The sequence below is a fragment of the Desulfobacterales bacterium genome (assembly GCA_034003325.1).
In the GTDB taxonomy this organism is placed as follows: domain Bacteria; phylum Desulfobacterota; class Desulfobacteria; order Desulfobacterales; family JAFDDL01; genus JAVEYW01.
In genome coordinates this window covers 57,896-82,296 of record JAVEYW010000016.1, presented here as the reverse complement: position 1 = coordinate 82,296, position 24,401 = coordinate 57,896, and the positions used below count along the sequence as shown (strand labels likewise).

Below are 24,401 nucleotides of genomic sequence, written 5' to 3'. Positions count from 1 at the left end.
ACCTTTTGCCCGGGTGTTTCTAAAGAATGATGACCGAGTTTCGGCTGTCACCAAAAGGCGTTGCCACCTCTTTATCGGCCTGCGGGTCATTTTCCCAATGATTCTTTTCCAGCAAATAGCGAAACTGATATTCCCTGCCACTCTCCATGTCCAGAGTGACGGTAAATGCACCGTTTTTCAGACGCTTCATCGGGGTAGCCAAGGTCGACCAGTTGTTGAACTCACCGACCACATGGGCTGTTTTCGCGCGGTTGCTGATATGCTCATCAATCCGAAAGGTTACCTTGCAAGTCGATTTATCTTTAACATACTGTTTTTTAATGCTCATTTTGCTCCCCTGAGTTGAGATCATGGTGGTAAACAGGCCTTTTAACTTATACGCTTTTGATACGCCATAGGGCAATCGGTACAATTAACCAATTATTATAAAATTAATAGGCAGTAGTGTGTAGGTGTGGCACTCCGGAGCGGGTGTTTCCGTAATGAGGTTCACCCCCCGGAAAAAGCCGATTCGTATTTTCCTGTAAAGATAATTTGGGTCCCGGCGGCGGTCAGCCGAACCAATTTGGAGGCGACAATCTTGAAACCGATGCTGTTGACATTCCGGAGTTGATCGGTTTTGATGGCCACACGGGCGTACTTCCTTGCGTATTTTTGAAGCACCTGCAGCAAATCCCAGGCGGAAGACCCGTCAAAATCGCCGTATAATTGAAGGCTTAGAGATTGCTTACCACTATTTCTGGTATCGATTCGAAAATTTTTTGCCATTGCCGTTTTCCTTAATAGAGTGTTATCGATGTTTAAGGAAAATATGAAACCGGAAGCCAACCGATTCGTCGTGGTTGCGAAATGCCCGTTTCTCCCATTCCGGATCGGCTACATGTTTCAATATAGGCCTATTGAGCCACAGTGGGCAATTGGCACAACAGGCCATTTAACACTATCCGGTTTGGGTAGTAATGCGTAGTTCGGGCGTTTATTTCAAGCAGATGGCGCTGCAACGGGGTCACGGGTGGTGCAAGGTGGGCCGGCCATGGGAACCTTATGGTGATGCCAAGGTGTTGATTATCAACAATGAATCGATTTTTCAGGATGATTTGGCGAATACGGTGCGTCATGCAAAGGCTAATAAAATATGAAAGCGGGGGTATAAACCGCGGAGTTCTTGCTTGACATTGCTGGGGGCAACCTCTTATATGGACAGGAAATTGTTTAATTAGCACGGACTTGATAACAGAAACGCTTACGTATGACAAATAATAGGGAAGTGGTTTTTTATTGAGCCGATAGCCTAACGCATGCCCGCGAAGCGGGAATCAGGTGCCGCCATGAGAATTGCCGTTGGATTTAATGGTTCCGATCGATCAAGAGAGGCGTTGAAAGTGGCCGAAGCTCATGCCAAAGCGTTCAATGCCGAGATTCATGTATTTACGCTCACCGCGCATAGCCCCGAGCTTAATACGCCGGAGATTGAAGCGGCGGAAGGCGAGCTTAAAAGCCTTAAAGAGCGGTTAACGAATGCGGGCTTTGTTTGTGAAACCCATTTGGTTATCCGAAGTCTGACCCAAGGGGAGGACTTGGTCAATTTAGTGCGGGAGCACAAAATTGATGAGTTGATACTTGGGGTCAGAAAAAGATCGCGAGTGGGGAAATTTCTCATGGGCTCCACCGCGCAATTTGTTATTCTGAACAGCGAGTGCCCCATTGTTGTGGTAAAATAACTACCGAATTCCAAAATAAGCGTCTGACGTCGACAAATCGTCATCAGACGCTTTTTGTTTTTTCAATGCCGAATACCGCTGCGTTCTTATGGGGATGGGTGATGAATGAAGTGTTGCACGGAACGAAATTTGCCGCTTAAGAGCCTATTCCCTGGTCTCTGCCACTTACCGAACCCGGTCCCGCCAAGGGTTTGAACATTCGTTTTCCTGCACCGCAAACCGGGCACTTCCAATCTTCCGGCAAATCTTCAAATTTCGTGTTTTTTGGAATTTTCCCCTTTCGATCTCCCTTTTCCGGGTTGTAAATATACCCGCAATTAACGGTTTGGCATTGATACATTTCTTCAGCTGTTGGCATCGTTTCATCCTCATTTATTTGGTGGTTGCCGATGTTGATCGCATGCTTTGCGACCGGTGTATCAGCGGGTGAATTTTTCGCCTATGGCTTTGCCGTATTCCTGGCAAGCTTTGCTGCCCTCCTGAGTCCCTACCACCGCTTCTTTCAAATTTAGCGGCCCAAGATCCACCATATCCATCTTGAACACATAAAGCATGGTATCGAAGATCATGGGCGCGGATTCCCCGCTATGGGTGTGAGAGCCGAAGGCGCCTCCCATCTTTCCGAGAAGATTGGCCCTTTCAGCTGTAAACAGGAAGGTTTTCATTCCCGCCGTCATATCTTTGTGGTAGGTAGGGCATCCGAAGGCATACCCGTCATATCCCGCCAATTCCTTGGCGTCCTTAATTTCTGAGACCTTTTTCAATATGGCTTCGTTTCCGCTGAAGCGGATTCCTTCGGCGATAAACTCCGCCATTTTTTGTGTGTTTCCGGTTCTGCTGTAATAAGCCACCAGCATCTTTTTCATTTATCCTCCTTGAGCGTGATTTGGTTATTTTCATTTTTCACCGCGTTGTGAACGGCATTCAAAAAAGCCCCGAAAGTTTGTGCGCCACACCGGGATTGTCCAGTTCGAGATGCCGGTATCGAGCGGCTCTCTGTTTTTCCCCTGCCGCTAAGCGATTTTGGAAAACGCTTTGGAAGCAGCGTTGCAGACCGGGCATTTGTCCGGCGCTGCCGACTCGCAGGTGTAACCGCATACCGAGCAGACATAGTAGTCGACGTCCTCTGTCTTGCCCAAATTGTCGAGAGCCTTCTGATAGAGGGCGGCGTGTATTTTTTCGACTTCATTGGCAAAGGTGAAGGATCGCTCCGCTGCTTTGGCGCCTTCTGCTTTGGCCAGTGCGATCATTTCGGGATACATGGATTTAAACTCATGGGTTTCACCCGCAATCGCTTCCTTGAGGTTTTCGGCGGTGGTTTTGATGCCGCCAAGAACCCGAAGATGGGCGTGCGCGTGCACCGTTTCGGCTTCAGCGGCGGCCCGGAAGAGTTTGGCGACCTGTTTATACCCTTCTTTCTCAGCTTGTTGGGCAAAGGCGAGGTACTTCCGGTTGGCCTGGGACTCTCCGGCAAAAGCGGACTGCAGGTTCTCTTCAGATTGGCTCATTTGTTATTTCCTCCTTTAAATTTGGGTGATTAAGCGTAATGCACGATCGTCCACACTTATTGCGACGGCTTATCGCATATCATCATGTTTTATTGCTTTTATATCAATATCAAAGGTCATGCCAATTCTTCATGCACCCCCTATTTAAAAATTAGTATTGTTAATACAATTAGTTAAATTGCTGAATGGAAAAATTCTATCGTCATAGGGCATGTTAATGAGACATTATTGTCTCACGGTGGAGCGCGGGCGCTGGCATATTCCGCTGTGGTTCAAGGCACAACCGGTAGAACCCACTGTACTCAGAGCAAAAAGAGTGACCCACCAAATGCTGAACCATCGCTGCCGCATCAAAGAGCAAGGGGCGCCGATGGGCGATTTGATGTGAGAGAATAGAAAATAATTAACGATATTAATGAGATATAAATGTATCACGAAAATGATACATATAATGTCTCATGAGAGGGTGGCACATTCCATTTTCGACGGGTTCAAGAAAGAAAAAATGGGGGGAATAACCTAACATAACCCACCCGATTTTTCTGCATTGTCATTCGCCCGTTCGTATCTATCGTTAGTATCAATTGAAGACGCCGATGGTCGGCTTAACGAATGATCATAATTGGTTTTGTTGCCTGTAATCGAAAAGAAGGGGGTATAATGGAAAAAGTATATGAAGATCAACTGGTCGATCTTGTGTTTACCATGAAGTGGAAAAGCCGTTTTGTGACTCACGCCGAGTGGTATATGGCAAGCCGTGTCAACATGTGGCGGGATATATTGCCCCCGGCCCTGTCGGCGGACCTGGCCGGAAAACAAACAGGGGATCGACTGGAGGCGGTTTTGCCGTCCGGAGATTTACCCTGGCCAAAGGATCCCAAGAAGATCTTTCAAATCGGCAAGGAGCAATTTGCCCGGTCCGCCGACTCGATGATGGATACGGAGCCGCGGCCCGGACGTTTTTATCCAAAAGGGCTTTTAAAAGATATTCCCGGTGTTTTTAAGGCCAACATCACCCCGTTTCGCTGTGTTGGTGTCGATAACGGCCATATGGACGTGGATTTCAACCATCCATTGGCCGGCAAAGAGTTGATGGTATCAGCGGTGGTCGGACGGGTTGAGTCCAAAAAGGATGAGCGGGGCGGCGCCAGTGTCGACTGGTTGGAGACCCTGGCCGATGGTCCGGGAATGCAGGCACGATGGGAGGGAATGGCGACCGATTATTTCTTCGGACGGCCCTTTGCACGGGAGGATGAAACGGACGATGCGCTGTTCTACACCACCCCCCGGTTGGTGCAACACCTTGACGATGCCGCCATTGATATGGTTAAAAGCACCTACGGGCGGTTTCTGAAGCATGACATGGCGGTGCTTGATCTGATGAGCAGTTGGCAATCCCATATTCCCGAAGTCCGGTTAAAACGGCTTTCTGGGCTTGGACTCAATGAATTGGAGTTGCATCAAAACCCGCTTCTCACGGATATTACGGTTCATAATTTAAATCAGTCTCCCCGGTTGCCCTATGCCGATGAGAGCTTTGATGCTGTTATCAACACGGTTTCCGTGGAATATCTTATCGATCCGATCACCGTTTTTCAGGAAGTCGGACGCGTTTTGAAACCGAACGGGAAATTCATTGTGACGTTTTCAAACCGGTGGTTTCCGCCGAAAGCGATTCGTATCTGGTCGATGTTGCACGAATTTGAACGAATGGGCCTTGTGAGTGAATATTTCCTGCGATCAGGCGTATTCCATGATATTCAAACCTTTTCGGCAAGGGGATTGCCACGCCCTCGGCATGACAAATACTTCCCGAAAATATGGTTTGCCGACCCGGTGTATGCCGTATGGGGGGAAAAGGGCGCAACGACCTGAGCCGGAAAAGCCGTAAGCGAACAGCTAACCGCCGGGAGGCCAATCCGAATATGCGTATTTTACATCTTTTGAGTCAGCGGCCGGACGCTACGGGCAGTGGGATCTATGTGCAGGCGATGTTGCGGGAAGCCCGCGCCAGGGGGCATGGGAATTTCCTGGTCGCTGGAATCAATGCCGGCGACCGGGGGGTGTCTGAGAATGTCGACGATGACGCCTGTTCATTTGTGGAATTCAATGGTGCGGATCTTCCTTTCCCCATTGCCGGCATGAGCGATGTCATGCCGTATCCCAATCGGCGTTTCAGGGATTTAACCCCGGCGGAATTAATCCGGTATCAACGCTGTTTTGAACTTCGGATTCAAAACGCCGTTGCCCGGTTTCGTCCCGATATCCTGCATAGTCATCACCTGTGGTTAATGACGGCGTTTGTCCGGCGTTTGTTTCCGGATCTTCCGTTGGTTACGTCCTGCCATGGAACGGATTTGCGGCAATTTGAAACATGTCCGCATCTTCAAGCGTGGGTCCGTCCCGCTATTCAGCATCTGGACGCGGTCCTGGCGCTTAGTCGGATTCAGCGGGAGGAAATCCTGTCGATGCACGGTCTTCCACCGGAACGGGTGTTGGTGACCGGCGCTGGCTATTGCCGGGATCTTTTCAATCTGCCGGACCACAAACCTGTCCCGCCGCCGGTGCAACTGATTTACGCCGGCAAACTGTGCCGGGCAAAGGGTCTGCCGAATCTGCTTCGGGCGCTTCACACCATTAAAGATTATTCCTGGCATCTAACCCTGGCCGGAGGCGGTTCCGGCCCGGAAAAAGAGGAATGCCTGCAACTGGCATTCACGCTGGGGGATAGGGTGACTGTTATCGGCGCCGTGTCGCAACCCGAGCTGGCTTTCGCGATGCAAAAAGCCCATGTGTTCATCCTGTCCTCCTTTTTTGAGGGCTTGCCCCTGGCGCTGCTGGAAGCCATGGCCTGCGGATGCCGGGTGATTGCGACCGAGGTTCCCGGGGTACAGGAATTATTTCAAACCGATTTTTCACCTTGGGTTACGACCCTACCGACGCCGCCATTGCGGCAGGTGGATAGGCCGATTCCGGGAACGGAAGAGGCCTTTGAGAATAGGTTGTCCGAACTGCTTCAATTCCAGATTCAGGCTGTTCTGAATGAACCGGCCATCCCGGCAAATGAAATCAACCGGTTCCTGGAACCCTTTACCTGGCCGCGGGTGTTTGATCGGATTGAGCGTATTTACCAAAGCCTCACATGATGGACGGGCGAGATGGCGCAAACGGACCCTTCCTCACGCGTTGCCTTTTATTACACATTAAACCGGAAATTGATGATGTCGCCATCCTTCACGAGATAGGTTTTTCCTTCCAGGCGCACGGTGCCCCTTTTTCTGGCTTCCGCGTAGGTGCCGGCGGCCATGAGATCATCATAGGCCACAACCTCCGCCCGAATAAACCCCTTTTTAATGTCCGAATGGATTACTTCGGCGGATTCCACGGCTTCGGTTTCCTTTCGAATGGTCCAGGCGCGAACCTCGTCTTCTCCTACCGTAAAAAAAGAAATAAGTCCCATCAGCTCATAGGAGCGCTGAATGACCCGATCCCTGGCGGATGCCGTGATGTTGAACTCGGCCAAAAATTCTGCTGCTTCCTCCGGTGTCATCTGGGAGATTTCCTGCTCCAGCTTTCCCTTGATCAGTAAGCTTCCTTCGGGCAGGCTATTTTCGATGTCCGGCATTCGATCATCTTCATCGGCATTGTTGAAAAGAGTGAGCAGCGGTTTGGCGGAAAGGAAGGTGAAGCCTCTTAGCAACGGTAAAGACGCAAAGACCGGGTTGATTCGCAGCGGTTTTTCAGATTCCAGCAGCTTGAGGCATTCATTGAGCAGGGAAAGCTCTTCGGGATTTGTTTTTTTCCCCCGCTGTTTATCCAGGCCCAGTCGCTCCAGCCGCTTTTCCACCGATACGAGATCCGTGAGAATCATATCCTGCTCGATGGTCGAATGATCCGCGGCCGGCGTGGGCGCTTCCAAACCATACCCGCTGAAATTTCGAATGACATGAATGAGCGCATCGCAGTCCCTAACCTGATTCCAAAGGGCGTCTCCCTTGCCGCTCTCCTTTTGTTGCGCGGTTTTTGCCGGAAGAAAATATTCCACCTGCGCGAAGATGGTCTTTCTGGGTTGGTACATTTTGCTTAACACATCGACTCGGCTGTCCGGCACGCGGATGGTGCCGATGCGGGGCTCATCCTTTCGGCCGCTCTCGGATAGGTTGCCCGTGAGCGCTTCAAATACCGTGGTTTTTCCCGAGCCCGATAAGCCGATAATGCCGAGTTTCATATACTTTTTCTCCCTGAAGATAGTGAATTCATGGATTTCATATACTCAGCGCACGGGAATGGCAAACAAAAAGGCAACGCCGGATCAAGTCGAGGTGAGGGTCTTGAGCACATCTTCTTTCCCGATAACGCCCACAAGCGCTCCCTTATCGAGGACGGGCAAGGTGTGAAAGCCTTTTTCCACCATCAAGGTGGCAATTTCATCGATGGGGGTATCGAGGGTAACGGTCGTCGGCGTTTTGGTCATGGCTTGTGCGACCGTGAGGGCGGCGATTTTTTTAAATTCACTCTCGATTTGTTTGGCGGACCGAAGGGGGATAAAGCCGTCCAGCAAGGTAAACAAAGAGGGCAGGGAGAGCTTTTTTTGCGTCGCGATCAGATCGCTTTGACAAAGGATACCTACCAGGCTCCCGGATGCGTCCACCACCGGCGCACCGTTAATCCGCTTTTCCAGCAGGTATTTGGCGGCCAACCCGATTTCAAGATCGGGCGACAAGGTGATGATATCCGGTGTCATAATATCTTTGGCTGTCAGCATAAGGGCTCCTTAAAATGAGTGAGGGTTGATCCGCTTGAACATACCGCTCTGCCTTCACTATATTTTCTTGGACTTTGGCATGTCAAGCCGGAATCTGATCCCCTTTTCACGGCGCCGCTAATGCCGCGGCTTTAATATAGAGATGCCATTGCCCGGAAGGGAATTTGCTTTGTACCTTGACAAAACAACTGAAACTTTCATATTTTTCAATTTCCTGAGAGCCAATTTTTGGCCATGCTCATGGTTTCAGCCACGCCAGGGTATTTTTTCCAGACCGGCAGGACTCGCTGTCGCTCAAACAGCCTGCCGCTCTTCCAAAAACACCCCAGCGTGGCCTCCCTGCCGTGGAAAATTGGCTGAAACGATGATCAAGGCTCAACTTTTGTTAATTGGTCCGTCGCGGCCCGTTTATTTTCAGCCAAGCCTTGCTGCCGGCGATGGAGAATCGATTGAACTGTTTGTGAAATGGTAAAGATTCCGGTAAGCCGGGTGACCTGATGAAAAGAAGAACCTTTTTAAAGATGGCCGGGCTGGGCAGCCTTGCGTTTGCGGCCGGCTGTGGTTCCGAAACGGAAAAGCATCTTTTTTCCCTGGTGCGGTCGACCGATGATCTTGTGACGGGTAAGGCCGCCTGGTATGCATCCGTGTGCCGGGAGTGCCCGGCCGGGTGCGGCATTCTGGTGAAAAACAGGGAAGGGCGGGCCATTAAAATTGAGGGCAATCCCTTGCATCCCGTCAATCAGGGCAAGCTGTGCATGCGGGGCCAGGCGGCGCTTCAAGGCGTATACCATCCGGACCGGCTTTCCGCGCCGCAAGTGAAAGACGGCAATTCCCGGCGTACCGTCAGCTTCGAGGCGGCGGCGGGAATGCTTCGTGAAAAAGTGAAAATGGCCGCCAAAAGCGGGCTGGATCGCGTGCGGATGGTGACGGAAACCGTCGGGGAGAGTCTCTATCAGCTTTTATCCGGAGGAATGGAAAGATGGCACGCCGGTCCACCGCTGGTGTACGAGCCGTTGACCTATGACGCACTCATTGACGCCAATAAAACGGTTTTCGGGCATGCCGAACTGGCCGCTTATCGAATGGCCGAGGCCGACCTTCTGATTTCCTTTGGCGCGGATTTTCTGGAAACCTGGCTCTCTCCCGTATTCTATGCCCGCCGGTTTAAAAACATGCATGCCCTGACCGGTGATAAAAAAGGATGTTTTTTTCATATCAGCCCGCACCAATCCCTTACTGCGGCCAATGCGGATAAGTGGATCTGCTGTAAACCCGGCACTGAGGCGGTGGTGGCCCTGGGATTGCTTCGTGAAATGCTGCAAAACGGAAAAGGCCTGCTGGAAACCGACATTCGAAAAGCGCTTGAAACGGCCGTGGCGTCCTTTTCTTCTGAAACCGTCTGTGCGAGATGCGATCTTGAACAAGAAGCGTATACGAAACTCGTTCGCGCGCTTTTAACATCGCGAACCCCGTTGGTGTTGGGGGCGGGGGCGCTCGCCGACGCCAAGCGCGGGTCGCTGGTCCATTCAGCGGCAAACCTGCTGAACCTGATTCTTGATCCGGAACTGACCTTGATTGATTTCGATCATCCGCATCGGGTTGGCATGGCGGCGCCGATTGAAAAGGCAATGGGGTTTTTCGAACGGCTGAACCGGGAGCCACCGTCGCTTTTATTGCTGAACCGTGTGAATCCGGTGGGTTCCCTGCCTCTATCCGCGAAAATCGCGGCGGCGCTGGAACGGAAGGATATCTTTGTGGTCAGCTTTTCCGATTGTATGAATGATACCGCTCAATCGGCCGATCTGGTCATTCCGCTTGCCCATTCTCTTGAAGCCTGGGACGAGTATGGTGCCCGGCGCGGCATTCAGGGCATTCTTCAACCGGTTATGGCGCCCCAAACACGGGCGCCGGGATTGGGTGATCTATTCTTAAAGCTGGCCTATCCGGAAGAAAAGCCCTCGGAAAATTTTCTCTCCTATATCAAGGCCCGGTTCAAGGCTGCGGGAGTGGTGTCAAATGAAAGGCAGTGGGTTCAAGCCGTACGGCAGGGAGGGCTATTTGACCGCGGTGAAAACGGTGCGGAAGGCGTTTTCACAATCAGGCCCGATTGGAAGACGGTGTTGGCTCGCTTATCCGATATCTCCGGCTTGAAAGACAATTCGGACGCTGCTTCGCAACTGGTGTTCATGACCGCCCCTTCCATTCGGTTTTTTGATGGCCGTGGCGCCGATAAGCCCTGGTTGTGCGAGGTGCCGGACCCATTGACCAAAGTGGCCTGGCAAAGCCCGGTGCTCATGCACTCGCATGCGGTGGCCCAAAACGGGCTGGCCCACGAATCGGTGGTGCGGATTCAATCGGCTTTTGGCGAAATGGATGCCATCGTGTATGAAACGGAAGGGGTCCATCCGCAAGCGTTGGTGATGAGCATGGGGCAGGGGCACTCGGGGGTTAACCCGGCGGTATTGCTGCCGGAAAAGGCTGCGACCGAGGAGACCGCTTTGAGCGGTTGCCGGGTCAGCGTGAAACCAACCGGCCGGTCCGCGGTGCTTGCCCATACGGACGGCAGCCGAATTCAGCATGGCCGGAAAATTGCGTTGTATACCGAAAAACCCCGGGCCGCCGCTCATCCGGAAAAGGGCGGCGCTTCTACGCACAAGGTCGGGCTGACCATGAATGATTTTCCCCTGACCTTGCCGTTGCCCGAAGGCTATTCGCCGGAGCGGGATTTTTACCCGCCCCATGGACACGAGGGGTACCGGTGGTCCATGGTGGTGGATCTGGACCGGTGTATCGGCTGCGGCGCCTGTATGGCGGCCTGTTATGCGGAAAACAACCTCGGCGTGGTTGGCGAGGCACGTATTCTGGAAGGAAGGGAAATGTCCTGGCTTCGCGTGGAGCGATATCACGACATGGAAGATCCGCACCGGATCATTTTTTTGCCCATGATGTGCCAGCACTGTGACAATGCGCCGTGCGAGCCGGTTTGCCCGGTGTACGCGCCGCACCATTCCAAGGAGGGGCTTAACAACCAGGTGTACAACCGGTGTATCGGCACCCGGTTCTGTTCGCAAAACTGTCCGTATAAGGTGAGGCGGTTCAACTGGTTTGACTGGAAGTGGCCCCACCCGCTTGAAAAACAATTAAACCCCGATGTCACGGTCCGCGCCAAGGGGGTTATGGAAAAATGCTCCTTTTGCATTCAGCGGATCAAGGCCGCCCATGGGGTCGCGAAAAATGAGAATCGGGGTATTCGCGACGGCGAGGTCGTGCCGGCCTGCGTGCAGACCTGTCCCACGGATGCGCTGGTTTTCGGCAACCTGATGGATCCCGAAAGCCGCGTTCGCCGGCTGGTGGCTGATCCCCGCGCCTATCAGGTGATGGGGTATCTGAATACAAAGCCGGCGGTTATTTACTTGAAAAAGGTGTTGGCTGTTTCGTGAACGTAAACGTACACGTACACGTACACGTGCACGTGCACGTGCACGAAAGAGGTCTGTGTACTGGACCGCGGAATGAACTTTTGATTTTTTTGGATGATGGCGGCGAAGATTTGTTGAAGCATATGGTTCTATCTCGAAAGAGAGCGCGTTGATGTTAAGAACCGTTCACGTTCACGAGCACGTGTACGTTCACGTTCACGATAAAGCGGACCTTGCATAAGGTGATCAATGACGGATGAGGCTGTAATCACATTTGACGAGATCGATCAGACCGTGCTCGATACCTTGCAGCCGCCGACCCGGGGGTACTGGCTGATCGTGGCGGCGTTGTTCGGAGGTGTTTTACTGGGCGGCGCCTGCTGGGCGTATCAGATTTTCGTAGGGATCGGCGTTGGGGGCCAGAACAACCCGGTGGCCTGGGGGACCTACCTGATCAATTTCGTGTTTTGGGTTGGAATTGCGCATTCGGGGACGCTGATTTCAGCGATTTTGCATCTCTTTCGGGCCGGTTGGCGAAACCCGATTGCGCGGGCTGCGGAAACCATGACCGTGTTCGCCGTCTGCACGGCAGGACTTTTCCCCTTTATTCATCTGGGCCGGGTATGGATGGTTTATTACATGCTGCCCGTTCCGACCCAACGGACCCTGTGGCCCAACTTTCAATCCCCCCTCATGTTCGACGTGGTGGCGATCAGTACCTATCTGACTGTCAGTTCCCTTTTCTGGTACACGGGCATGCTGCCCGATCTGGCCACGGTGCGGGACCGGGCTCAGGGGACGCGGAAAAAGATATATGGCATCCTTGCCCTGGGCTGGACCGGCAGCCACGAGCACTGGCGCCATTATGCCAGGGCCTATCTTTTTTTCGCGGCCCTTGCGACGCCGCTCGTAATCTCGGTGCACTCCGTGGTCTCCTGGGATTTTGCCCTGGGCGTGGTGCCCGGCTGGCATACGACCATTTTTGCGCCGTATTTTGTCGCGGGCGCCATTCACTCCGGTCTTGCCATGGTGATTACCCTCATGATTCCGCTTCGCCAAATCTTTCGCTATGAACGCTTTATCAGCCTGCAGGTATTGGAAAACGTGGCCAAGACCATTATTCTGACCGGCTTGATCGTGGGGTTTGCCTATTCCACCGAGTTTTTCATCGCCTGGTACAGTCACAACGACATGGAGGCCGCCATCTTTACCTACCGGGCCACCGGTGCCTATCGGGTTGGGTTTTGGATCATGTTCGTGTGCAATGCCGTCGTTCCGCTTCTCTTTTTCTTCAAAAAAATCCGAACCCATTTGGGGTGGTTGTTCGGCATTTCCATTTTGATCAATATCGGCATGTGGTTTGAGCGATTTGTTATTATCATCACCAGCGTGGCGCATGATTTTATTCCCCATGCCTGGGGGCATTATGCGCCGACATGGATTGAAATCGGTATCATGCTGGGCAGTTTCAGCCTTTTTTTCATGCTCTTTATCCTGTTTGTCAAACACATGCCGTCCATGTCCACAACGGAACTCAAAGAGATGGTGCATCAGGGAGGCACACATGGCGGATAGAAAATATGTCATGGGGCTTTTTAAGGACGACGCCCGGGCCGCTGAAGCCATTCGGGCCATGGCAACCCTGCCTTGGCGAATCGACCGTGTGCATTCACCGATACCCAGTGAAAAAATCGCAGCAGCCCTGAAACTGAAAAAAAGCGCGGTGGGCTATTTCACCCTGGCCGGGGGCATCATCGGCTTTTTTGTCGGATTTCTGCTGGCCGCCTTTACGGCGACGCGCTGGAACCTGCTGGTGGGCGGAAAGCCGGTCGTGGCCCTGGTGCCGTTTTTTATCGTCGGGTTCGAATTTACGGTGCTTTTTGCCGTATTCGGCAACATCATCGGCATGATGACGCAGGCCCGTTTGCCGGCGCGCGGGGCATTAACCCACTATGATGAGCGCTTATCCGGCGCCCATTATGGATTGCTGGCTTCCTGCGAGCCCGGTGCGCAGGAGGCGCTGTTGGCCTTTGTGGAGCAAAACGGCGGCGAAGCGAGGTGTTATGACACCTGATGTTTCCGGCATGCCCGTGATTCACTTCCGGCCGGTGTGGTTTGTATCGGCCTTGCTGGCGGTCCTGGGAGGAATTGCATTTTTGATTCAGGCCGCCGGCCCGCATCCGGAGCGGGCCTGGCAAGCCTATCTGATTAATTTTCTCCTCTGGTCAGCGATTTCTCAGGGCGCTTTTTTATTTTCCGCGCTGATGCATGTGACCCGCGCCCGCTGGAGCGGCCCCATGGCCGGTTTGGCCGAAGCCTTTGCCGGGTTTTTCCCGGTCTCGTTTCTGTTGTTTCTGATACTGGCGTTCGGCGCAAAGCATGTGTTCCCCTGGATGCACGCGGATTTGCACGGAAAAGAGGTCTGGCTGAACCTGCCTTTTCTGATGACGCGGAATGCGGTGGGGCTTATACTCTTATACGGGATCGGACTGGCGTATCTCTTCTGCTCACTGAAGGGAAAGCGAGATGAAGCGGCTTCCGGCGCCGGCGTGAGCCGTACATCCCGGAAAACCCTTTTCGCCGTGCTGTATATCATCTCCTTTGCTTTGGTATTATCGCTGATCGGCTTTGATCTGGTCATGAGTCTGGATCCCCACTGGTATTCCACCCTGTTTGGCGCGTATACCTTTATAAAGGCGTTTTATGTCGGCCTGGCCGGCCTGATCATCTTGGCCGCTATCGTGCAGCAAAAGGCGAATCGTCCCGTCGCGCTGCTGCCCGCGCATTTTCATGACGTGGGAAAGCTGTTCTTCGGCTTTTGCCTGGTGTGGGCGGACTTTTTCTATTGCCAATTGGTCGTGATCTGGTACGGCAATATTCCCGAGGAAAGTGGTTATGTCATTGCGCGGACCATGGTGACGCCCTGGCAGCCGCTGGCTTGGGCCGTATTTATCATATCGTTTGTACTGCCGTTTTGTATTCTGTTGAACAAAAAAATAAAAACTCGACCGGTGGCCATGAGCGTGTTGTGCAGTGTTATTTTGGTGGGCATCTGGCTGGAGCACCTGCTGCTGGTGGGGCCGGCCCTTTTCCCCCATGCGGCGGTGCTGCCGCTGGGGGTGAGCGATGTGCTTATTTCCCTGGGGTTTTTGGGGCTGATGACGGGGGCCGTAACCCGTTTTCTCAATCGGTTTCCGGAATTGGTTCTTTTTAAGAAGGCCCCCGGGGTGCATCAGGAGGCGCATTGATGCCGTTTTCCTTTATTTCCAATACCCGGCGATTTATCGGCGTCAACAAGTGGTTGCTGATCCTCATGGCGGCTTGTTGTTTTCTCGTGCTCTCTTTTTTGTTTCTCTTTTATACGCCCTATGCCGGCCGACTCGGACCCAAGCAGCCCATTGCGTTCAGCCATCGGGTGCATGCCGGCGTGAAACAGATCGATTGCCGGTTTTGCCATCCCTATGTGAACCGGTCCGTGCATCCCGGTCTGCCGCCGGTGGAAAAATGTCTGTTTTGCCACAATTACATCATTGCCAATCATCCTGAGATTCAAAAGGAGCATCGGTATTTCAATGCCGGCATGCCCACGCCCTGGCTGAAAGTCAATTACTTGTCCGAGCATGTGCTGTTTAATCACGAGCGGCACATTAAAAAGGAGATTGACTGTCAGTCCTGCCACGGGCTGGTGGAAACGGTGGACCGGTTGCCGTCCAATCGCTTTGAGATGGGCTTTTGCCTGGAGTGCCATCGGGAGAAAAAGGCCAACGTGGATTGCTGGTTGGCGTGTCACAGTTAAGGAAACTTAAAAAACCCAAGGAACCCAATGAACGCAGTCATCTCTTCGAATCCCTTGCCTGAAGCGCACCGAACGGCCCTGGGGTTTATTCTTACTTCGGCGGTGTGGATGTGCGTCGGTACCTTGATGGGGCTTTTGGGCGCCATGGCACTCATTGCGCCGGATCTGACCAAACACCTGGTGTGGTTGTCCTTTGGCCGGATTCGGCCCATTCACATCAATATCGTGCTGTTCGGGTTTGTCACGCCGGGTCTCTTGGGGGCCGCTTTTTATTACCTGCCGAAACTGCTGCGGACTCAAATTTATAGTGATTCTTTGGGTGTCGTCACGGTCGTGGCCTGGAATATTCTGCTGGTGGGCGTGGTGGTTTCCCTGTCCGCCGGGTATACGCAGGGCCGCGAATATGCCGAGTTGATCTGGCCGCTGGATATTCTGGTGGTGGCCGCTTTCGGGCTGGTCTTCTTTAATTTGATCATGACGGTCAAGCAGCGGACCGAACCGCTGCTCTACGTGTCCGTCTGGTATGTTTGTGCGGGTGTTATTTTAACAGTCGTTACCTACGCGCTCGGTAATGTGATCTGGCAGCCTCACACCGGTGCGCTGGCGGGCATTCCGGATGCCATTCTCTTATGGTTTTACGGGCATAATATCTTTGGCCTGCTGTTGACGCCCTTAAGTGCCGGCGTGGTGTATTACGTTATTCCCCGGGCGTGTCGTGCCCCCCTTTACAGCCATACTTTGTCGCTGCTGGGGTTCTGGTCCCTGCTGGTGATCTATACGCATATCGGCACCCACCATTTGCTGCAAGTTCCGGTGCCGACCTGGCTCAAGGTCATTTCTATTGTGGACAGTATCGCCATGGTGATTCCGGTTATGGCGTTTTTGCTGAATATCTGGTTTACGGCAAAGGGAAAGCTCGGCGAGATTCATGCGGATATCGGCGCCAAATTTGCGTTTACCGGAACGATCATGTATTTTTTTGTCAGCATTCAAGGATCGATGATGGCGCTGCCCCAGGTGCAACGGGTGACCCATTTCAATAACTGGGTCATCGCGCACGCGCATATCGGCGTGCTGGGCTTTGCCGGCATGATCGCCCTGGGCGGTATGTATTATGTGCTGCCGAAAATCACAGGCCGTCCCCTGTTCAGCCGCTTTCTGGCGGATTTGCAATATTGGCTGGTGCTGATCGGCGTGGTCGGATTTACCGTGGTGCTTACCATCGCGGGACTGATTCAGGGTGAGGCCTGGATCAATGGCGAGACCGTGTACCGGGTGTTGGCCGAGATTCATATGTATTATGTCCTGCGTGCCTCTTTGGGGCTGATCCTTTTTGTGAGCGCGCTGGTGGGTCTCTATAATGTCGTCTGCTCCATTGTCATTCGACCCGGTGAGGTTTCCCGATGAAAATGACCGCAAAATCCGTTGTGTTCGGTTCACTGATCATTCTGGCGGCGGTGGTGTTGATTGCGGTGGTGCTGCCCTATGCTACGCGAAATGATTTACCGTCCGATATTTTTCGGGTGCGGACGAGCGACGAGCAAAAGGGGCGCCTCCTTTATATTGAAAATGGATGCGTTTATTGTCACAGCCAGTCGATTCGTACGATCGACTGGGGGCTTGGCGCGGAGCGGATCGCGCAGGCGGGCGACTACGTGCTGGATCAGCCGATTCTTTTGGGCTCCGCCCGGACCGGGCCGGACTTAAGCCAGGAAGGGGGCGAGCATCCGGATGACTGGCATGTCGCGCATTTCATGAACCCCAGAAATACCCGCCCGCTTTCGATCATGCCGGCTTTTGCGCCGTTGGGCCTGAAGAAAATCAACCTGCTGACTGCTTATGTGCAAAGCCTGGGCTATAAGGACGCAGATCATCGCGTGACGCGGCAGTTGGAATGGAAGAAAAAAAGCGTGGATGCCTATGAGGCGGGACCCGATGCGAACGTGGCCTGGCTGAATACCCATATTCCGCAAGGGTGGCGGGATATTCCCAATCCCTATCCCACCAGTTCAGCCGGTTTGGCCAGGGGGCATAAAATATACCAGGACAACTGCATGGGGTGCCACAGCCCCATCGGAGATGGCATGGGCCCGGCCCAGCCTTATCTTTATCCACCGCCCTTTAATTTCACGCTGCTTAAAAATCGTGAAATTTCAGGCGGCATTTTGTATTACCAAATTATGAACGGCATCACCGGAACGGCCATGCCCTATTTCAAGCGGGAGCTAGAGTCCGAAAAAATTTGGGATGTGGGTAATTTCGTGGCGGTTTATTTTATCGACCGGAGCGATGCCAACTCCAAGCCTCGCGGTATCGATGCGGCGTATGAACCATAGAAGGATCGAATGTATTTTCCGTATTTCATCACGTATATCGTCGTCGGTTTTGCCTTAAGCCTGATTGTTTTTATCTGGGCCTTAAAAAACGGGCAGTTTCAGGATCAGCAGCGGGCGCGGTTTCTTCCACTGGAAGAAGGAATGCCCTCGGCACCGGCAAGGGCTTCACGATGGAAGCGTCTGGAAATATACGCGCTTTTTTTTCTGGCCGGCGCGGGGCTTCTTTCCAGCGGCGCGGTGCTTATCTTTGCCCTGATGAGCGCAACATAAAAGGAGTCGTGAATGCGGTTTTTCGAACTTCTCAATTTTCAGCATCTTGTTTTGGCGTTGCTGCCGACCCTGCTGTTTATTCTCGTATTTGCCCTGGCGCTAAGGTTTGGTCATTTTAAAGGAGAGAAGGACGAGGACCGAAAAAACCGTATTCTTTACCGGTATCCGGAAGGCATCGAAGACCGGGCTGCCCCGTTTCCGCTGGCCATGATCCTGATCATCGCCGGGACGGTGCTCTGGGCTTTTTTTTACATTCTATTGCACGGCCTGTTGGGAGTAAAAATATAATGAGTTTGCTTTCGGAAAAAAAGAGCGGATTTCCGGACTGGATTATTATCCTGCTGCTGTTTTTGATTATTTTGAGCCAGGGGGCTTTTTCTTTTTTTGTTGTGGGTGACCAGGGCCAGCCCGAATGGGATTACCGGCCCGTGCCGGATGTGCCGGGTGAATCCCCCTATGCTATTTATGAGCCTTTGCCGTATTCGCAGCACATCAGGGGCGAAAAAGGGGAATAAATGAAAAAAACCATCGGGATCATGCTGGTTTTGGGTTTGGTTGCGGTTGGGGCTTATCAACTCTTTGTTTTCTACGATAACCGCTTTCCTTTCGGCCGCATGTGGGAGACGCCCGCTATTCGGCCGCACGAGGAAGCCATTTCCTATATGGCGCCGGGGTCCGTGCCGGTGGAGGGTGGTGAGGCCGAATATCGCCGAATGAACGGAGAAGAGATCTTGTCTCCCTTGGCACCTGCAGATAGGGGAGCCGAGGCGGCAAACGGCAATATATTGTATGTCCATTATTGCATTCAATGCCATGGGAAAAACCATGACGGCAACGGCACGGTGGGACAAAGTTTTGCCCCACTGCCCGGAGATCTCCGATCTGAAAAAGTTCAGGGCATGCCCGATGGGGTGTTGTTCAAGGAAATCAGTTACGGCATTCCCGGCGGCAGGCAACCCGCGCTGGCCTCGACCATTATGATGGATGATCGGTGGCGGATCATCGCCTATGTGAAATCCCTCGGAATACGGCCATAGCCATGTTTTCGGTTACTTTCCCCTGAGCACGTCAATCATACTGTACACCTTGCCGGCGGCGCAGGCCTTAATTTTTTGTTGCAGGAAAAGGATGGCATCCACGGTGCCCAGCGCATAGACGTCCCTGCCGTTTACATTGTGCGTAAAGGCGAATTTGACGGTTTTGTCTTTTGAAATGAGGGTATAGGTGTGCCAGGCATGCCCCTTGATATATTCCTCGGGAACGCCCCATTCGGTTTTTTGCTTCTTCGGATCTCTTTCCATAATAATGTCGTTGGCTGAAAAGGAAATCCCCATCTTATTAAAATACTGAACCATCGCCTTTGCCGTGCCGCTGGTGTCGGCTTTTCCCTGCTGATGGCTTTCCTTTACTTCCAGAGAGTAGCCGGAAAAAAGCCCCGGGAATTCTCTGGCGGCGTATTCCATAATCGCTTGAAGGCCGACAATCTGCTTTGCCATATTGGGGGCGATTACTGCGGGAAGCGCCGCCCGGGTGACCGTATCGAGCAGCAGTGCCCGGTCGCCGCCGGTGGTGCCCATCACAAAGGGAAGCCCGTGGCGGCAGTAAAACGCCGCATTATCGTTAACGGCGGTGGGATGCGTATAGTCTACCGATATGAGGCCGGGATACCTGGCTTTGATGGTTGTGATTTCTTTTTCCCGGATATCCGGTCGGACCAGCTTGACGATAACGCCATCAAGGACATGCTCGGGGTACTCGATTTCCGGGCCGGTCAAAGAAAAAGGGATGAGATTCAGCCGGTCATCTGCGTGAATGTGTTTGGCCACGGTGACAGCGACGTTTCCGGGCAGCCCGTTTACCATGACGTTGATCGCGCTCATTTCATTGTCTCCCTTATCTTGATTTACTCCCGTGAAGGTTCACGGGACATGATGGTTTGTATCAGTTGGTTCAATTGAATTAAGGGCGCCGGGTCGAGTTGACTCAATCCCTGATTCAATGACCGCAAGGCTGCGGGAATATATTGCGCAAAATAGGGTTTCTGTTTGACACCGTTTAAAAAGCCAAAGGCCCCCAGGATTTGCAGGTTTCGGGTAATGCGGCAAAAGCGGTAGCCCTGCCGAAAGGCTTCCGGTTCAATGGATGCCCGGGTGCTGAGCGCTTCAACGGCATAATTCAGCAAGGCGTTTTGCAGGGGTACCGACAATTCCACATAGGGATCGATCAGCAGGGAAGCTAGATCATACTGAATCGGTCCCAAGCGGGCGCCCTGAAAATCGATAATATAAAACCGGCCATTATGAACCATGATGTTTCGGGACTGAAAATCCCGGTGCAGAAGGCCAGAAACCGAATAGCGCAAGGCGTTATCGGCCAGATACGCAAACTCGGATTGAAGGTTCTCAAACCGGCAGTCCAGGTGCATGTGACCGTTTAGAAACGCTTCCACAAAGTACCGACATTCCCGCTCCAGCACAAGCGGTTTGTCATAGGCGGCGGTTTGATAGGTCCAGGAAGTGTCAAACCCCTGCTTGCCCGCAAGTGAGAGGTGAATCAAATGATCGATCACGGTACGGTAGGCGGATTCGATTTTTTCAGGGGCCGCTAGATTTCGAATGTAGGCCTGTAAGTGTGTATCCCCCAGGTCCTCCAAGAAAACCATGCCGGAAAAAGAATCGTACCGGAAAATTCTAGGAACGGGTACTTTCTTTTCATAAAGATGCGAGCCGATGGAAACGAAAGAATCGATTTCTGCTGGCGGTGCCTGGTTTCGAATGCCGTGATCCGCCATGACAAGGCTGTGTGTGCCTGCCCGAAGGCGATGCCAGGTGCGGTCCGATCCGTCTCCAGCCAGAAGCGTTTGCTGAATCGGCGGCTTAGGTTTTTCTCCGAATACCGTTTGAAACGCCCGTGCCGCGGTTACATTCCGGGCGATTTTTCGGTAACGCTCAACCGTGCCGATATCTTCCCATTGCTGATTCACGGCGATAAAGGCTTTGGGGGGTGTTTTCCTGGAGATCAATCGCCGGTACACATCAATACTGTTCACAAACGGCGCGTTTGGGATCAACTGAATAACCGCCGAGTCTAACACCTGGATGCCGGTGAATGTAAGCCTTCGGTATTTTTCAATCGGCGGATCGCCATCCTCGTTTTCGGTAAATTCAACAATCCGGTCATGATCGTCTATCACCACGGTGTTAAATGCGGGGGCATCGGTCAACACCAGCGTGGCCGGTGTGTGATGGCGGCAATGAAATTCGTACACGCCTCTAAGATCAATATCCGTGACGATGTCGCTGTTGATGACCATGAAAGGGGTGTCGTCCCAAAAATCGGCGGCACTACGAATGGCGCCGCCTGTTCCCAATACGACAGGTTCGTACCGCGTGCCGACCGGAACCGGATAGGTTCGATTGGCCAGATGCGCCTCGATTTGATGGGAAAGATGATGCGTGTTGACGATAATATCGCTGCAACCGGCTTGATAGAGTTGACATATGATTCTATCCAGAAGTGCTTGGCCGTCGATGGTAAACAGCGGCTTGGGTGTGTTCACGGTATAGGGCCGCAATCGGGTTCCGAATCCCGCGGCAAGAATCAAGGCTTTCATGAGGCCGTCACATCAAGATACCGTCTGATTTTTTCAGCGAAGGTCGAAATTTCTTCCGTGTTTTCGCCGCCTTTTATGCCTTCGGCGTTGTAAGCGTCCAGCGCGTTTTCATAATATATTCTGGAGAGCGCTTCCCTCCTCTCGATTTCTTTGCCCTTGTACATGCGTTGTCCCAGCGTCTGTATTTTTTTCAGGCGATCCTTGGGCTTCATGGCGTTTTTCGAGTTGGCTTTCAGAAAGCTCAATACCACCCAATAGGCTTCAAGGTATGGTTTTATCAACCGGGCAAACAACCCGAGCTTTCGATAACCGACCGATGTCAGGTTGTACGTGTCGGGCAACATAGGGTGGGGCATCAGGATCGCGTCGTCAATGAAGGCCTTTAGGGTCTTTCGGACGAACCTTTCCGGGGATTGATCCGGGTCGAAATTAAATTCGTTTTTAAACAGAGTCTGAAGAAATACATAATTTTCCCGTAAATCGGCAGCCGAGAACTGAAAGGCATCTTTTTCAAGAATGATCAGCGCGGTAAAGGCCGCCGGAATGAAGAAGGAAATGCTGTTGTTCTTATAGTACTCAAGATTATGCCGCTTGGCCACATTGACGGTAAAGAGCGGCGCTGTTTCGGCAGTGTCTTTTTCGGGAGTGACCTGCTCGATAAATCGGCGGTTTCGATAAAGGTTGAATACGTGCTTTGCCGCCTGCGTGTGATTGAGCAGCAGCGTGTCCGCGATGGCGACGTGCTGGGAAAGAATATAAGTCATAAAGGTTTCGATATGCCCCAGCATCTGAGCCTTCGTGAAGCCGTTTTCCGTGAAATGAAGGACCGCGCCGGCAACCAGGGCGTGAGGCGTGACAACTGAGGCGCGATCGATGGCATGAATGAGTCGCTGGCCGATATACCGACACAAATGATTGAAGGTTTTTTGAGAGGCATCCTGCAGATCGATTTGTTTTTGTTCCAGGAGTGATTTGAGGGGAATCGGTTCTGCGATTCGCACATAGATACGACCGTACTTTTTCTTCAGGGCCTTGCGGGCGCGCAACACCTGTCGCAGGTTTTCAGGCTTTTTTTTGCCGCCTTCGATTTCGTAAAGGTACGATTTTTCTTCGGGAACCCGGTCATATCCAACGAAAATCGGTACAAAATTCATATCTTCGCAGGCATTATTTTTATATGCATTGAGCAGGATTGATAAAAACCCCAACTGGGGCATGATCAGCTTACCGGTCCGGCTTCGTCCGCCCTCGATAAAGAGCTCGATATTGAACCCCTCTTCAAGAAGTTTGTGAATGTATTCGGCAAATACTTTGGAATAAAAAACCGCGCCCTTGAAGGATCGGCGAATGGAAAAAGCGCCCGCAGCCCTGAAAAAAGGCCCGAGGGGCCAGAAAAAGAGATTCTTTCCGGCCACCACATGAGGAGCGGGCATATTGTTCATGTAGAACAGATAGGAAAGAATCAGGTAATCGATATGGCTTTTGTGGCAGGGAACCAGAATGAGAGGGCCTTGGCGGGCCGCGCTTTTAATCTGCTTGAGCATATCGCTGTTTACCGATATACCGTCGAACATGATTCGAATGATTTGTCTGACCACGAAAGCGCCTACCGCCAAGACGGAATTATTATATCTGGCGGCGATCTCATCAATGTAATCCGATGCTTCTTTATAGACTTCATGGATGGATACTTCACGCTTTTCAGCATGTTGGACCATGATACTTCTGAGGCGTTCGTTGGTAAGGATGTTTTCCTTGAGCTCTTCCCTGGATTTCAGGACCGGACCGGTGATGCTTTGACGGTGGCGGTTGAACTGAACGATTAATTTGCGGCGCAAGTGAATTGCCAGATGATAGGATGAAAGCGACCGGTTCCCCGGTTCATTGATGAATTCCTTCAGATTGAGCGGTGTCGAAATTTCAAAAAAAATTTTTTCGGGGTTTTTGAACAGCGTGAAAAAGCGTCTAAGTTTTCCGGGCTTGGCTTCCGTTCCGAAAAAAATGTCCACTATTCCGGTTGTTTGTCGCGGTGGTTTTCTGTCAAAGAACATCAGATGGGGAACAATATAGATGGGACGTTCTATCTGCTGCTGCACATCGATGAGGTATTGTACCGGATCAGTTTCCGCTTTCACGAAACGGCGGTAAAACCCCTTTTCTTCAATCAGAGTTAAAAAGGCGCTTTTCCCGGAGATCAGAGCCTCTTGTATATAGCCGGTTTCATAGGGGTCTTGCAGGCGGCGATGGCGTAGAAAATAGTCAAAATAGGAGAAGAAAATTCGAAACACGCGTGTTGGCGGCTGCCACAGCCTTGTTTTGTATCCCAACCCGATTTCAGGAATCGGTAACTTGTGTTCCTTATATCGCGTATAATAGAAAAGGTATTCGAATTTGCTCTGAAACTTGTTGGCATAGATAATAATAGCGTTCGGTTCGATCTTTTGAATCGCGGCCGTTTGTTCCGTATTGACGGTCAGACCGCGATAAAACAGTTTCAAGAGCAAATGGGCGGGCCAGCTGATTTGCGCGGGCAATTCGCAAAAATAATGGTGATGGGTGTTCCGAAGGGCGTAACCTGCCCATCGGTTGTAAGTATTAGTAATTTTTTCAAGCCAGATTTTGAATAGATGCATCATAACAAATTCCGATGAATTCACTGTTTTTCGGCCTCGGAGATAACAGATATATACGGCAAATGCAACGGCTAAATCCGAGGGGTGCCATCATTTTTTTAATAAAAAATTCAATCTGTTAAACCAAAAAATGCGTAAGCGTCGCCGATGGGTTCATGCGGATGGACCACTTCGGGTAAAAATATTCTTGCGCATCAATAGTTGTTATGATACCGTTTCGAAAATTTGGTGTTTATGCGCCCAAATCGAGGAGGAGAAAGCTTCAAATCAAGCGGAGGCCGCCATGAAGGTGGGGCGGTTTTTTCATTTTAGAACGATCGGTTGCGGGCTGAAACCCGAT

26 protein-coding genes are annotated in these 24,401 nt (G+C 52.0%); 16 read left to right on the top strand and 10 right to left on the bottom strand.

Translation table 11 applies throughout. The features are described 5' to 3' along the window. Window positions 1-19: 19 nt before the first annotated feature. Together RBT11_16150 and RBT11_16145 are read right to left on the bottom strand one after the other, a co-directional pair. Entirely contained in the window at window positions 20-328 is a 309-nt protein-coding gene (locus tag RBT11_16150; GenBank protein ID MDX9788312.1) for an isoamylase early set domain-containing protein, read from the bottom strand. A 161-nt stretch (window positions 329-489) separates the two neighbouring features. Next, on the bottom strand, window positions 490-768 hold the full coding sequence (locus RBT11_16145) for a hypothetical protein (protein ID MDX9788311.1): 279 nt from the start codon (window positions 766-768) through the stop codon (window positions 490-492). A 191-nt stretch (window positions 769-959) separates the two neighbouring features. On the opposite strand from RBT11_16145, the gene RBT11_16140 reads away from it, so the two are divergent. Beyond that, entirely contained in the window at window positions 960-1,139 is a 180-nt protein-coding gene (locus RBT11_16140) for a hypothetical protein (GenBank protein MDX9788310.1), read from the top strand. Between the two features lie 189 nt (window positions 1,140-1,328). Then, entirely contained in the window at window positions 1,329-1,721 is a 393-nt protein-coding gene (locus RBT11_16135; GenBank protein ID MDX9788309.1) for a universal stress protein, read from the top strand. Window positions 1,722-1,857: 136 nt separating this feature from the next. On the opposite strand, the gene RBT11_16130 is transcribed toward RBT11_16135, so the two are convergent. From RBT11_16130 to RBT11_16120, 3 genes are all read right to left on the bottom strand, one after another. Next, on the bottom strand, window positions 1,858-2,079 hold the full coding sequence (locus RBT11_16130) for a rubredoxin (GenBank protein ID MDX9788308.1): 222 nt from the start codon (window positions 2,077-2,079) through the stop codon (window positions 1,858-1,860). A 61-nt stretch (window positions 2,080-2,140) separates the two neighbouring features. Beyond that, window positions 2,141-2,587, bottom strand: coding sequence for a flavodoxin domain-containing protein (locus RBT11_16125; protein ID MDX9788307.1), 447 nt, complete (start codon window positions 2,585-2,587; stop codon window positions 2,141-2,143). Window positions 2,588-2,734: 147 nt separating this feature from the next. Continuing rightward, window positions 2,735-3,229, bottom strand: coding sequence for a rubrerythrin family protein (locus RBT11_16120; protein ID MDX9788306.1), 495 nt, complete (start codon window positions 3,227-3,229; stop codon window positions 2,735-2,737). Window positions 3,230-3,446: 217 nt separating this feature from the next. On the opposite strand from RBT11_16120, the gene RBT11_16115 reads away from it, so the two are divergent. The 3 genes from RBT11_16115 to RBT11_16105 all read left to right on the top strand — a co-directional run bounded on the left by RBT11_16115 (window position 3,447) and on the right by RBT11_16105 (window position 6,375). Continuing rightward, window positions 3,447-3,617: a hypothetical protein gene (locus RBT11_16115; GenBank protein ID MDX9788305.1), complete on the top strand. Its 171-nt coding sequence runs from the start codon at window positions 3,447-3,449 to the stop codon at window positions 3,615-3,617. Between the two features lie 272 nt (window positions 3,618-3,889). Then, window positions 3,890-5,104, top strand: coding sequence for a methyltransferase domain-containing protein (locus RBT11_16110; protein MDX9788304.1), 1,215 nt, complete (start codon window positions 3,890-3,892; stop codon window positions 5,102-5,104). Window positions 5,105-5,154: 50 nt separating this feature from the next. Further along, window positions 5,155-6,375, top strand: coding sequence for a glycosyltransferase family 4 protein (locus RBT11_16105; GenBank protein ID MDX9788303.1), 1,221 nt, complete (start codon window positions 5,155-5,157; stop codon window positions 6,373-6,375). 50 nt (window positions 6,376-6,425) lie between these two features. Here the strand turns inward: RBT11_16105 and RBT11_16100 are convergent, their stop codons facing one another. Both RBT11_16100 and RBT11_16095 read right to left on the bottom strand, forming a co-directional pair. Next, entirely contained in the window at window positions 6,426-7,457 is a 1,032-nt protein-coding gene (locus tag RBT11_16100) for a DUF933 domain-containing protein (GenBank protein ID MDX9788302.1), read from the bottom strand. An 84-nt stretch (window positions 7,458-7,541) separates the two neighbouring features. Next, window positions 7,542-7,994 carry a CBS domain-containing protein gene (locus RBT11_16095; protein ID MDX9788301.1) on the bottom strand — a complete coding sequence of 151 codons (453 nt, stop codon included), beginning with the start codon at window positions 7,992-7,994 and terminating at the stop codon, window positions 7,542-7,544. A 497-nt stretch (window positions 7,995-8,491) separates the two neighbouring features. Between RBT11_16095 and RBT11_16090 the strand changes: the two genes are divergently transcribed. From RBT11_16090 to RBT11_16040, 11 genes are all read left to right on the top strand, one after another. Then, window positions 8,492-11,434, top strand: a complete 2,943-nt coding sequence (locus RBT11_16090) for a 4Fe-4S dicluster domain-containing protein (protein ID MDX9788300.1) — start codon at window positions 8,492-8,494, stop codon at window positions 11,432-11,434. 228 nt (window positions 11,435-11,662) lie between these two features. Beyond that, a complete protein-coding gene (gene nrfD, locus RBT11_16085) occupies window positions 11,663-12,988 on the top strand; it encodes an NrfD/PsrC family molybdoenzyme membrane anchor subunit (protein ID MDX9788299.1) in 1,326 nt (441 codons plus the stop codon). Next, window positions 12,978-13,487: a DUF3341 domain-containing protein gene (locus RBT11_16080; GenBank protein MDX9788298.1), complete on the top strand. Its 510-nt coding sequence runs from the start codon at window positions 12,978-12,980 to the stop codon at window positions 13,485-13,487. The genes nrfD and RBT11_16080 overlap by 11 nt, the downstream gene beginning before the upstream one ends. After that, window positions 13,477-14,661 carry a hypothetical protein gene (locus tag RBT11_16075; GenBank protein ID MDX9788297.1) on the top strand — a complete coding sequence of 395 codons (1,185 nt, stop codon included), beginning with the start codon at window positions 13,477-13,479 and terminating at the stop codon, window positions 14,659-14,661. The genes RBT11_16080 and RBT11_16075 overlap by 11 nt, the downstream gene beginning before the upstream one ends. Next, window positions 14,661-15,209, top strand: a complete 549-nt coding sequence (locus tag RBT11_16070; GenBank protein ID MDX9788296.1) for a cytochrome c3 family protein — start codon at window positions 14,661-14,663, stop codon at window positions 15,207-15,209. The genes RBT11_16075 and RBT11_16070 overlap by 1 nt, the downstream gene beginning before the upstream one ends. Window positions 15,210-15,236: 27 nt before the next feature. Next, the gene (locus RBT11_16065) at window positions 15,237-16,616 is read left to right on the top strand and encodes a cbb3-type cytochrome c oxidase subunit I (GenBank protein MDX9788295.1); all 1,380 of its coding nucleotides are present in this window, start codon (window positions 15,237-15,239) and stop codon (window positions 16,614-16,616) included. After that, window positions 16,613-17,545, top strand: coding sequence for a cbb3-type cytochrome c oxidase subunit II (locus tag RBT11_16060; protein ID MDX9788294.1), 933 nt, complete (start codon window positions 16,613-16,615; stop codon window positions 17,543-17,545). The genes RBT11_16065 and RBT11_16060 overlap by 4 nt, the downstream gene beginning before the upstream one ends. Before the next feature lie 9 nt (window positions 17,546-17,554). Continuing rightward, the gene (ccoS, locus tag RBT11_16055) at window positions 17,555-17,815 is read left to right on the top strand and encodes a cbb3-type cytochrome oxidase assembly protein CcoS (GenBank protein MDX9788293.1); all 261 of its coding nucleotides are present in this window, start codon (window positions 17,555-17,557) and stop codon (window positions 17,813-17,815) included. Window positions 17,816-17,827: 12 nt separating this feature from the next. After that, the gene (locus RBT11_16050) at window positions 17,828-18,103 is read left to right on the top strand and encodes a hypothetical protein (GenBank protein ID MDX9788292.1); all 276 of its coding nucleotides are present in this window, start codon (window positions 17,828-17,830) and stop codon (window positions 18,101-18,103) included. Continuing rightward, window positions 18,103-18,330, top strand: a complete 228-nt coding sequence (locus tag RBT11_16045) for a hypothetical protein (protein ID MDX9788291.1) — start codon at window positions 18,103-18,105, stop codon at window positions 18,328-18,330. Before RBT11_16050 ends, RBT11_16045 begins: the two co-directional genes overlap by 1 nt. Beyond that, a complete protein-coding gene (locus tag RBT11_16040; protein ID MDX9788290.1) occupies window positions 18,331-18,852 on the top strand; it encodes a c-type cytochrome in 522 nt (173 codons plus the stop codon). Window positions 18,853-18,864: 12 nt separating this feature from the next. Here RBT11_16040 and dapB read toward each other — a convergent pair whose 3' ends face one another. Genes dapB through RBT11_16025 form a run of 3 tightly spaced genes read right to left on the bottom strand, consistent with a single transcriptional unit; the run spans window position 18,865 to window position 24,064 of the window. Continuing rightward, on the bottom strand, window positions 18,865-19,695 hold the full coding sequence (dapB, locus tag RBT11_16035; GenBank protein ID MDX9788289.1) for a dihydrodipicolinate reductase: 831 nt from the start codon (window positions 19,693-19,695) through the stop codon (window positions 18,865-18,867). 23 nt (window positions 19,696-19,718) lie between these two features. Then, on the bottom strand, window positions 19,719-21,428 hold the full coding sequence (locus RBT11_16030; protein MDX9788288.1) for a sugar phosphate nucleotidyltransferase: 1,710 nt from the start codon (window positions 21,426-21,428) through the stop codon (window positions 19,719-19,721). Beyond that, window positions 21,425-24,064 (bottom strand): 1-acyl-sn-glycerol-3-phosphate acyltransferase, encoded by a 2,640-nt coding sequence (locus RBT11_16025; protein MDX9788287.1) that lies wholly within the window; start codon window positions 24,062-24,064, stop codon window positions 21,425-21,427. Before RBT11_16025 ends, RBT11_16030 begins: the two co-directional genes overlap by 4 nt. Window positions 24,065-24,401: the final 337 nt, after the last annotated feature.

Coding starts and splice junctions, on each gene's coding strand:
- RBT11_16105 (MDX9788303.1), top strand. CDS start 5,155: ATGCGTATTTTACATCTTTTGAGTCAGCGGCCGGACGCTACGGGCAGT.
- dapB (MDX9788289.1), bottom strand. CDS start 19,695: ATGAGCGCGATCAACGTCATGGTAAACGGGCTGCCCGGAAACGTCGCT.
- RBT11_16120 (MDX9788306.1), bottom strand. CDS start 3,229: ATGAGCCAATCTGAAGAGAACCTGCAGTCCGCTTTTGCCGGAGAGTCC.
- RBT11_16095 (MDX9788301.1), bottom strand. CDS start 7,994: ATGCTGACAGCCAAAGATATTATGACACCGGATATCATCACCTTGTCG.
- RBT11_16025 (MDX9788287.1), bottom strand. CDS start 24,064: ATGATGCATCTATTCAAAATCTGGCTTGAAAAAATTACTAATACTTAC.
- RBT11_16150 (MDX9788312.1), bottom strand. CDS start 328: ATGAGCATTAAAAAACAGTATGTTAAAGATAAATCGACTTGCAAGGTA.
- RBT11_16080 (MDX9788298.1), top strand. CDS start 12,978: ATGGCGGATAGAAAATATGTCATGGGGCTTTTTAAGGACGACGCCCGG.
- RBT11_16045 (MDX9788291.1), top strand. CDS start 18,103: ATGAGTTTGCTTTCGGAAAAAAAGAGCGGATTTCCGGACTGGATTATT.
- RBT11_16135 (MDX9788309.1), top strand. CDS start 1,329: ATGAGAATTGCCGTTGGATTTAATGGTTCCGATCGATCAAGAGAGGCG.
- RBT11_16110 (MDX9788304.1), top strand. CDS start 3,890: ATGGAAAAAGTATATGAAGATCAACTGGTCGATCTTGTGTTTACCATG.
- RBT11_16145 (MDX9788311.1), bottom strand. CDS start 768: ATGGCAAAAAATTTTCGAATCGATACCAGAAATAGTGGTAAGCAATCT.
- RBT11_16070 (MDX9788296.1), top strand. CDS start 14,661: ATGCCGTTTTCCTTTATTTCCAATACCCGGCGATTTATCGGCGTCAAC.
- RBT11_16140 (MDX9788310.1), top strand. CDS start 960: ATGCGTAGTTCGGGCGTTTATTTCAAGCAGATGGCGCTGCAACGGGGT.
- RBT11_16075 (MDX9788297.1), top strand. CDS start 13,477: ATGACACCTGATGTTTCCGGCATGCCCGTGATTCACTTCCGGCCGGTG.
- nrfD (MDX9788299.1), top strand. CDS start 11,663: ATGACGGATGAGGCTGTAATCACATTTGACGAGATCGATCAGACCGTG.
- ccoS (MDX9788293.1), top strand. CDS start 17,555: ATGTATTTTCCGTATTTCATCACGTATATCGTCGTCGGTTTTGCCTTA.
- RBT11_16115 (MDX9788305.1), top strand. CDS start 3,447: ATGAGACATTATTGTCTCACGGTGGAGCGCGGGCGCTGGCATATTCCG.
- RBT11_16100 (MDX9788302.1), bottom strand. CDS start 7,457: ATGAAACTCGGCATTATCGGCTTATCGGGCTCGGGAAAAACCACGGTA.
- RBT11_16125 (MDX9788307.1), bottom strand. CDS start 2,587: ATGAAAAAGATGCTGGTGGCTTATTACAGCAGAACCGGAAACACACAA.
- RBT11_16090 (MDX9788300.1), top strand. CDS start 8,492: ATGAAAAGAAGAACCTTTTTAAAGATGGCCGGGCTGGGCAGCCTTGCG.
- RBT11_16040 (MDX9788290.1), top strand. CDS start 18,331: ATGAAAAAAACCATCGGGATCATGCTGGTTTTGGGTTTGGTTGCGGTT.
- RBT11_16060 (MDX9788294.1), top strand. CDS start 16,613: ATGAAAATGACCGCAAAATCCGTTGTGTTCGGTTCACTGATCATTCTG.
- RBT11_16050 (MDX9788292.1), top strand. CDS start 17,828: ATGCGGTTTTTCGAACTTCTCAATTTTCAGCATCTTGTTTTGGCGTTG.
- RBT11_16065 (MDX9788295.1), top strand. CDS start 15,237: ATGAACGCAGTCATCTCTTCGAATCCCTTGCCTGAAGCGCACCGAACG.
- RBT11_16030 (MDX9788288.1), bottom strand. CDS start 21,428: ATGAAAGCCTTGATTCTTGCCGCGGGATTCGGAACCCGATTGCGGCCC.
- RBT11_16130 (MDX9788308.1), bottom strand. CDS start 2,079: ATGCCAACAGCTGAAGAAATGTATCAATGCCAAACCGTTAATTGCGGG.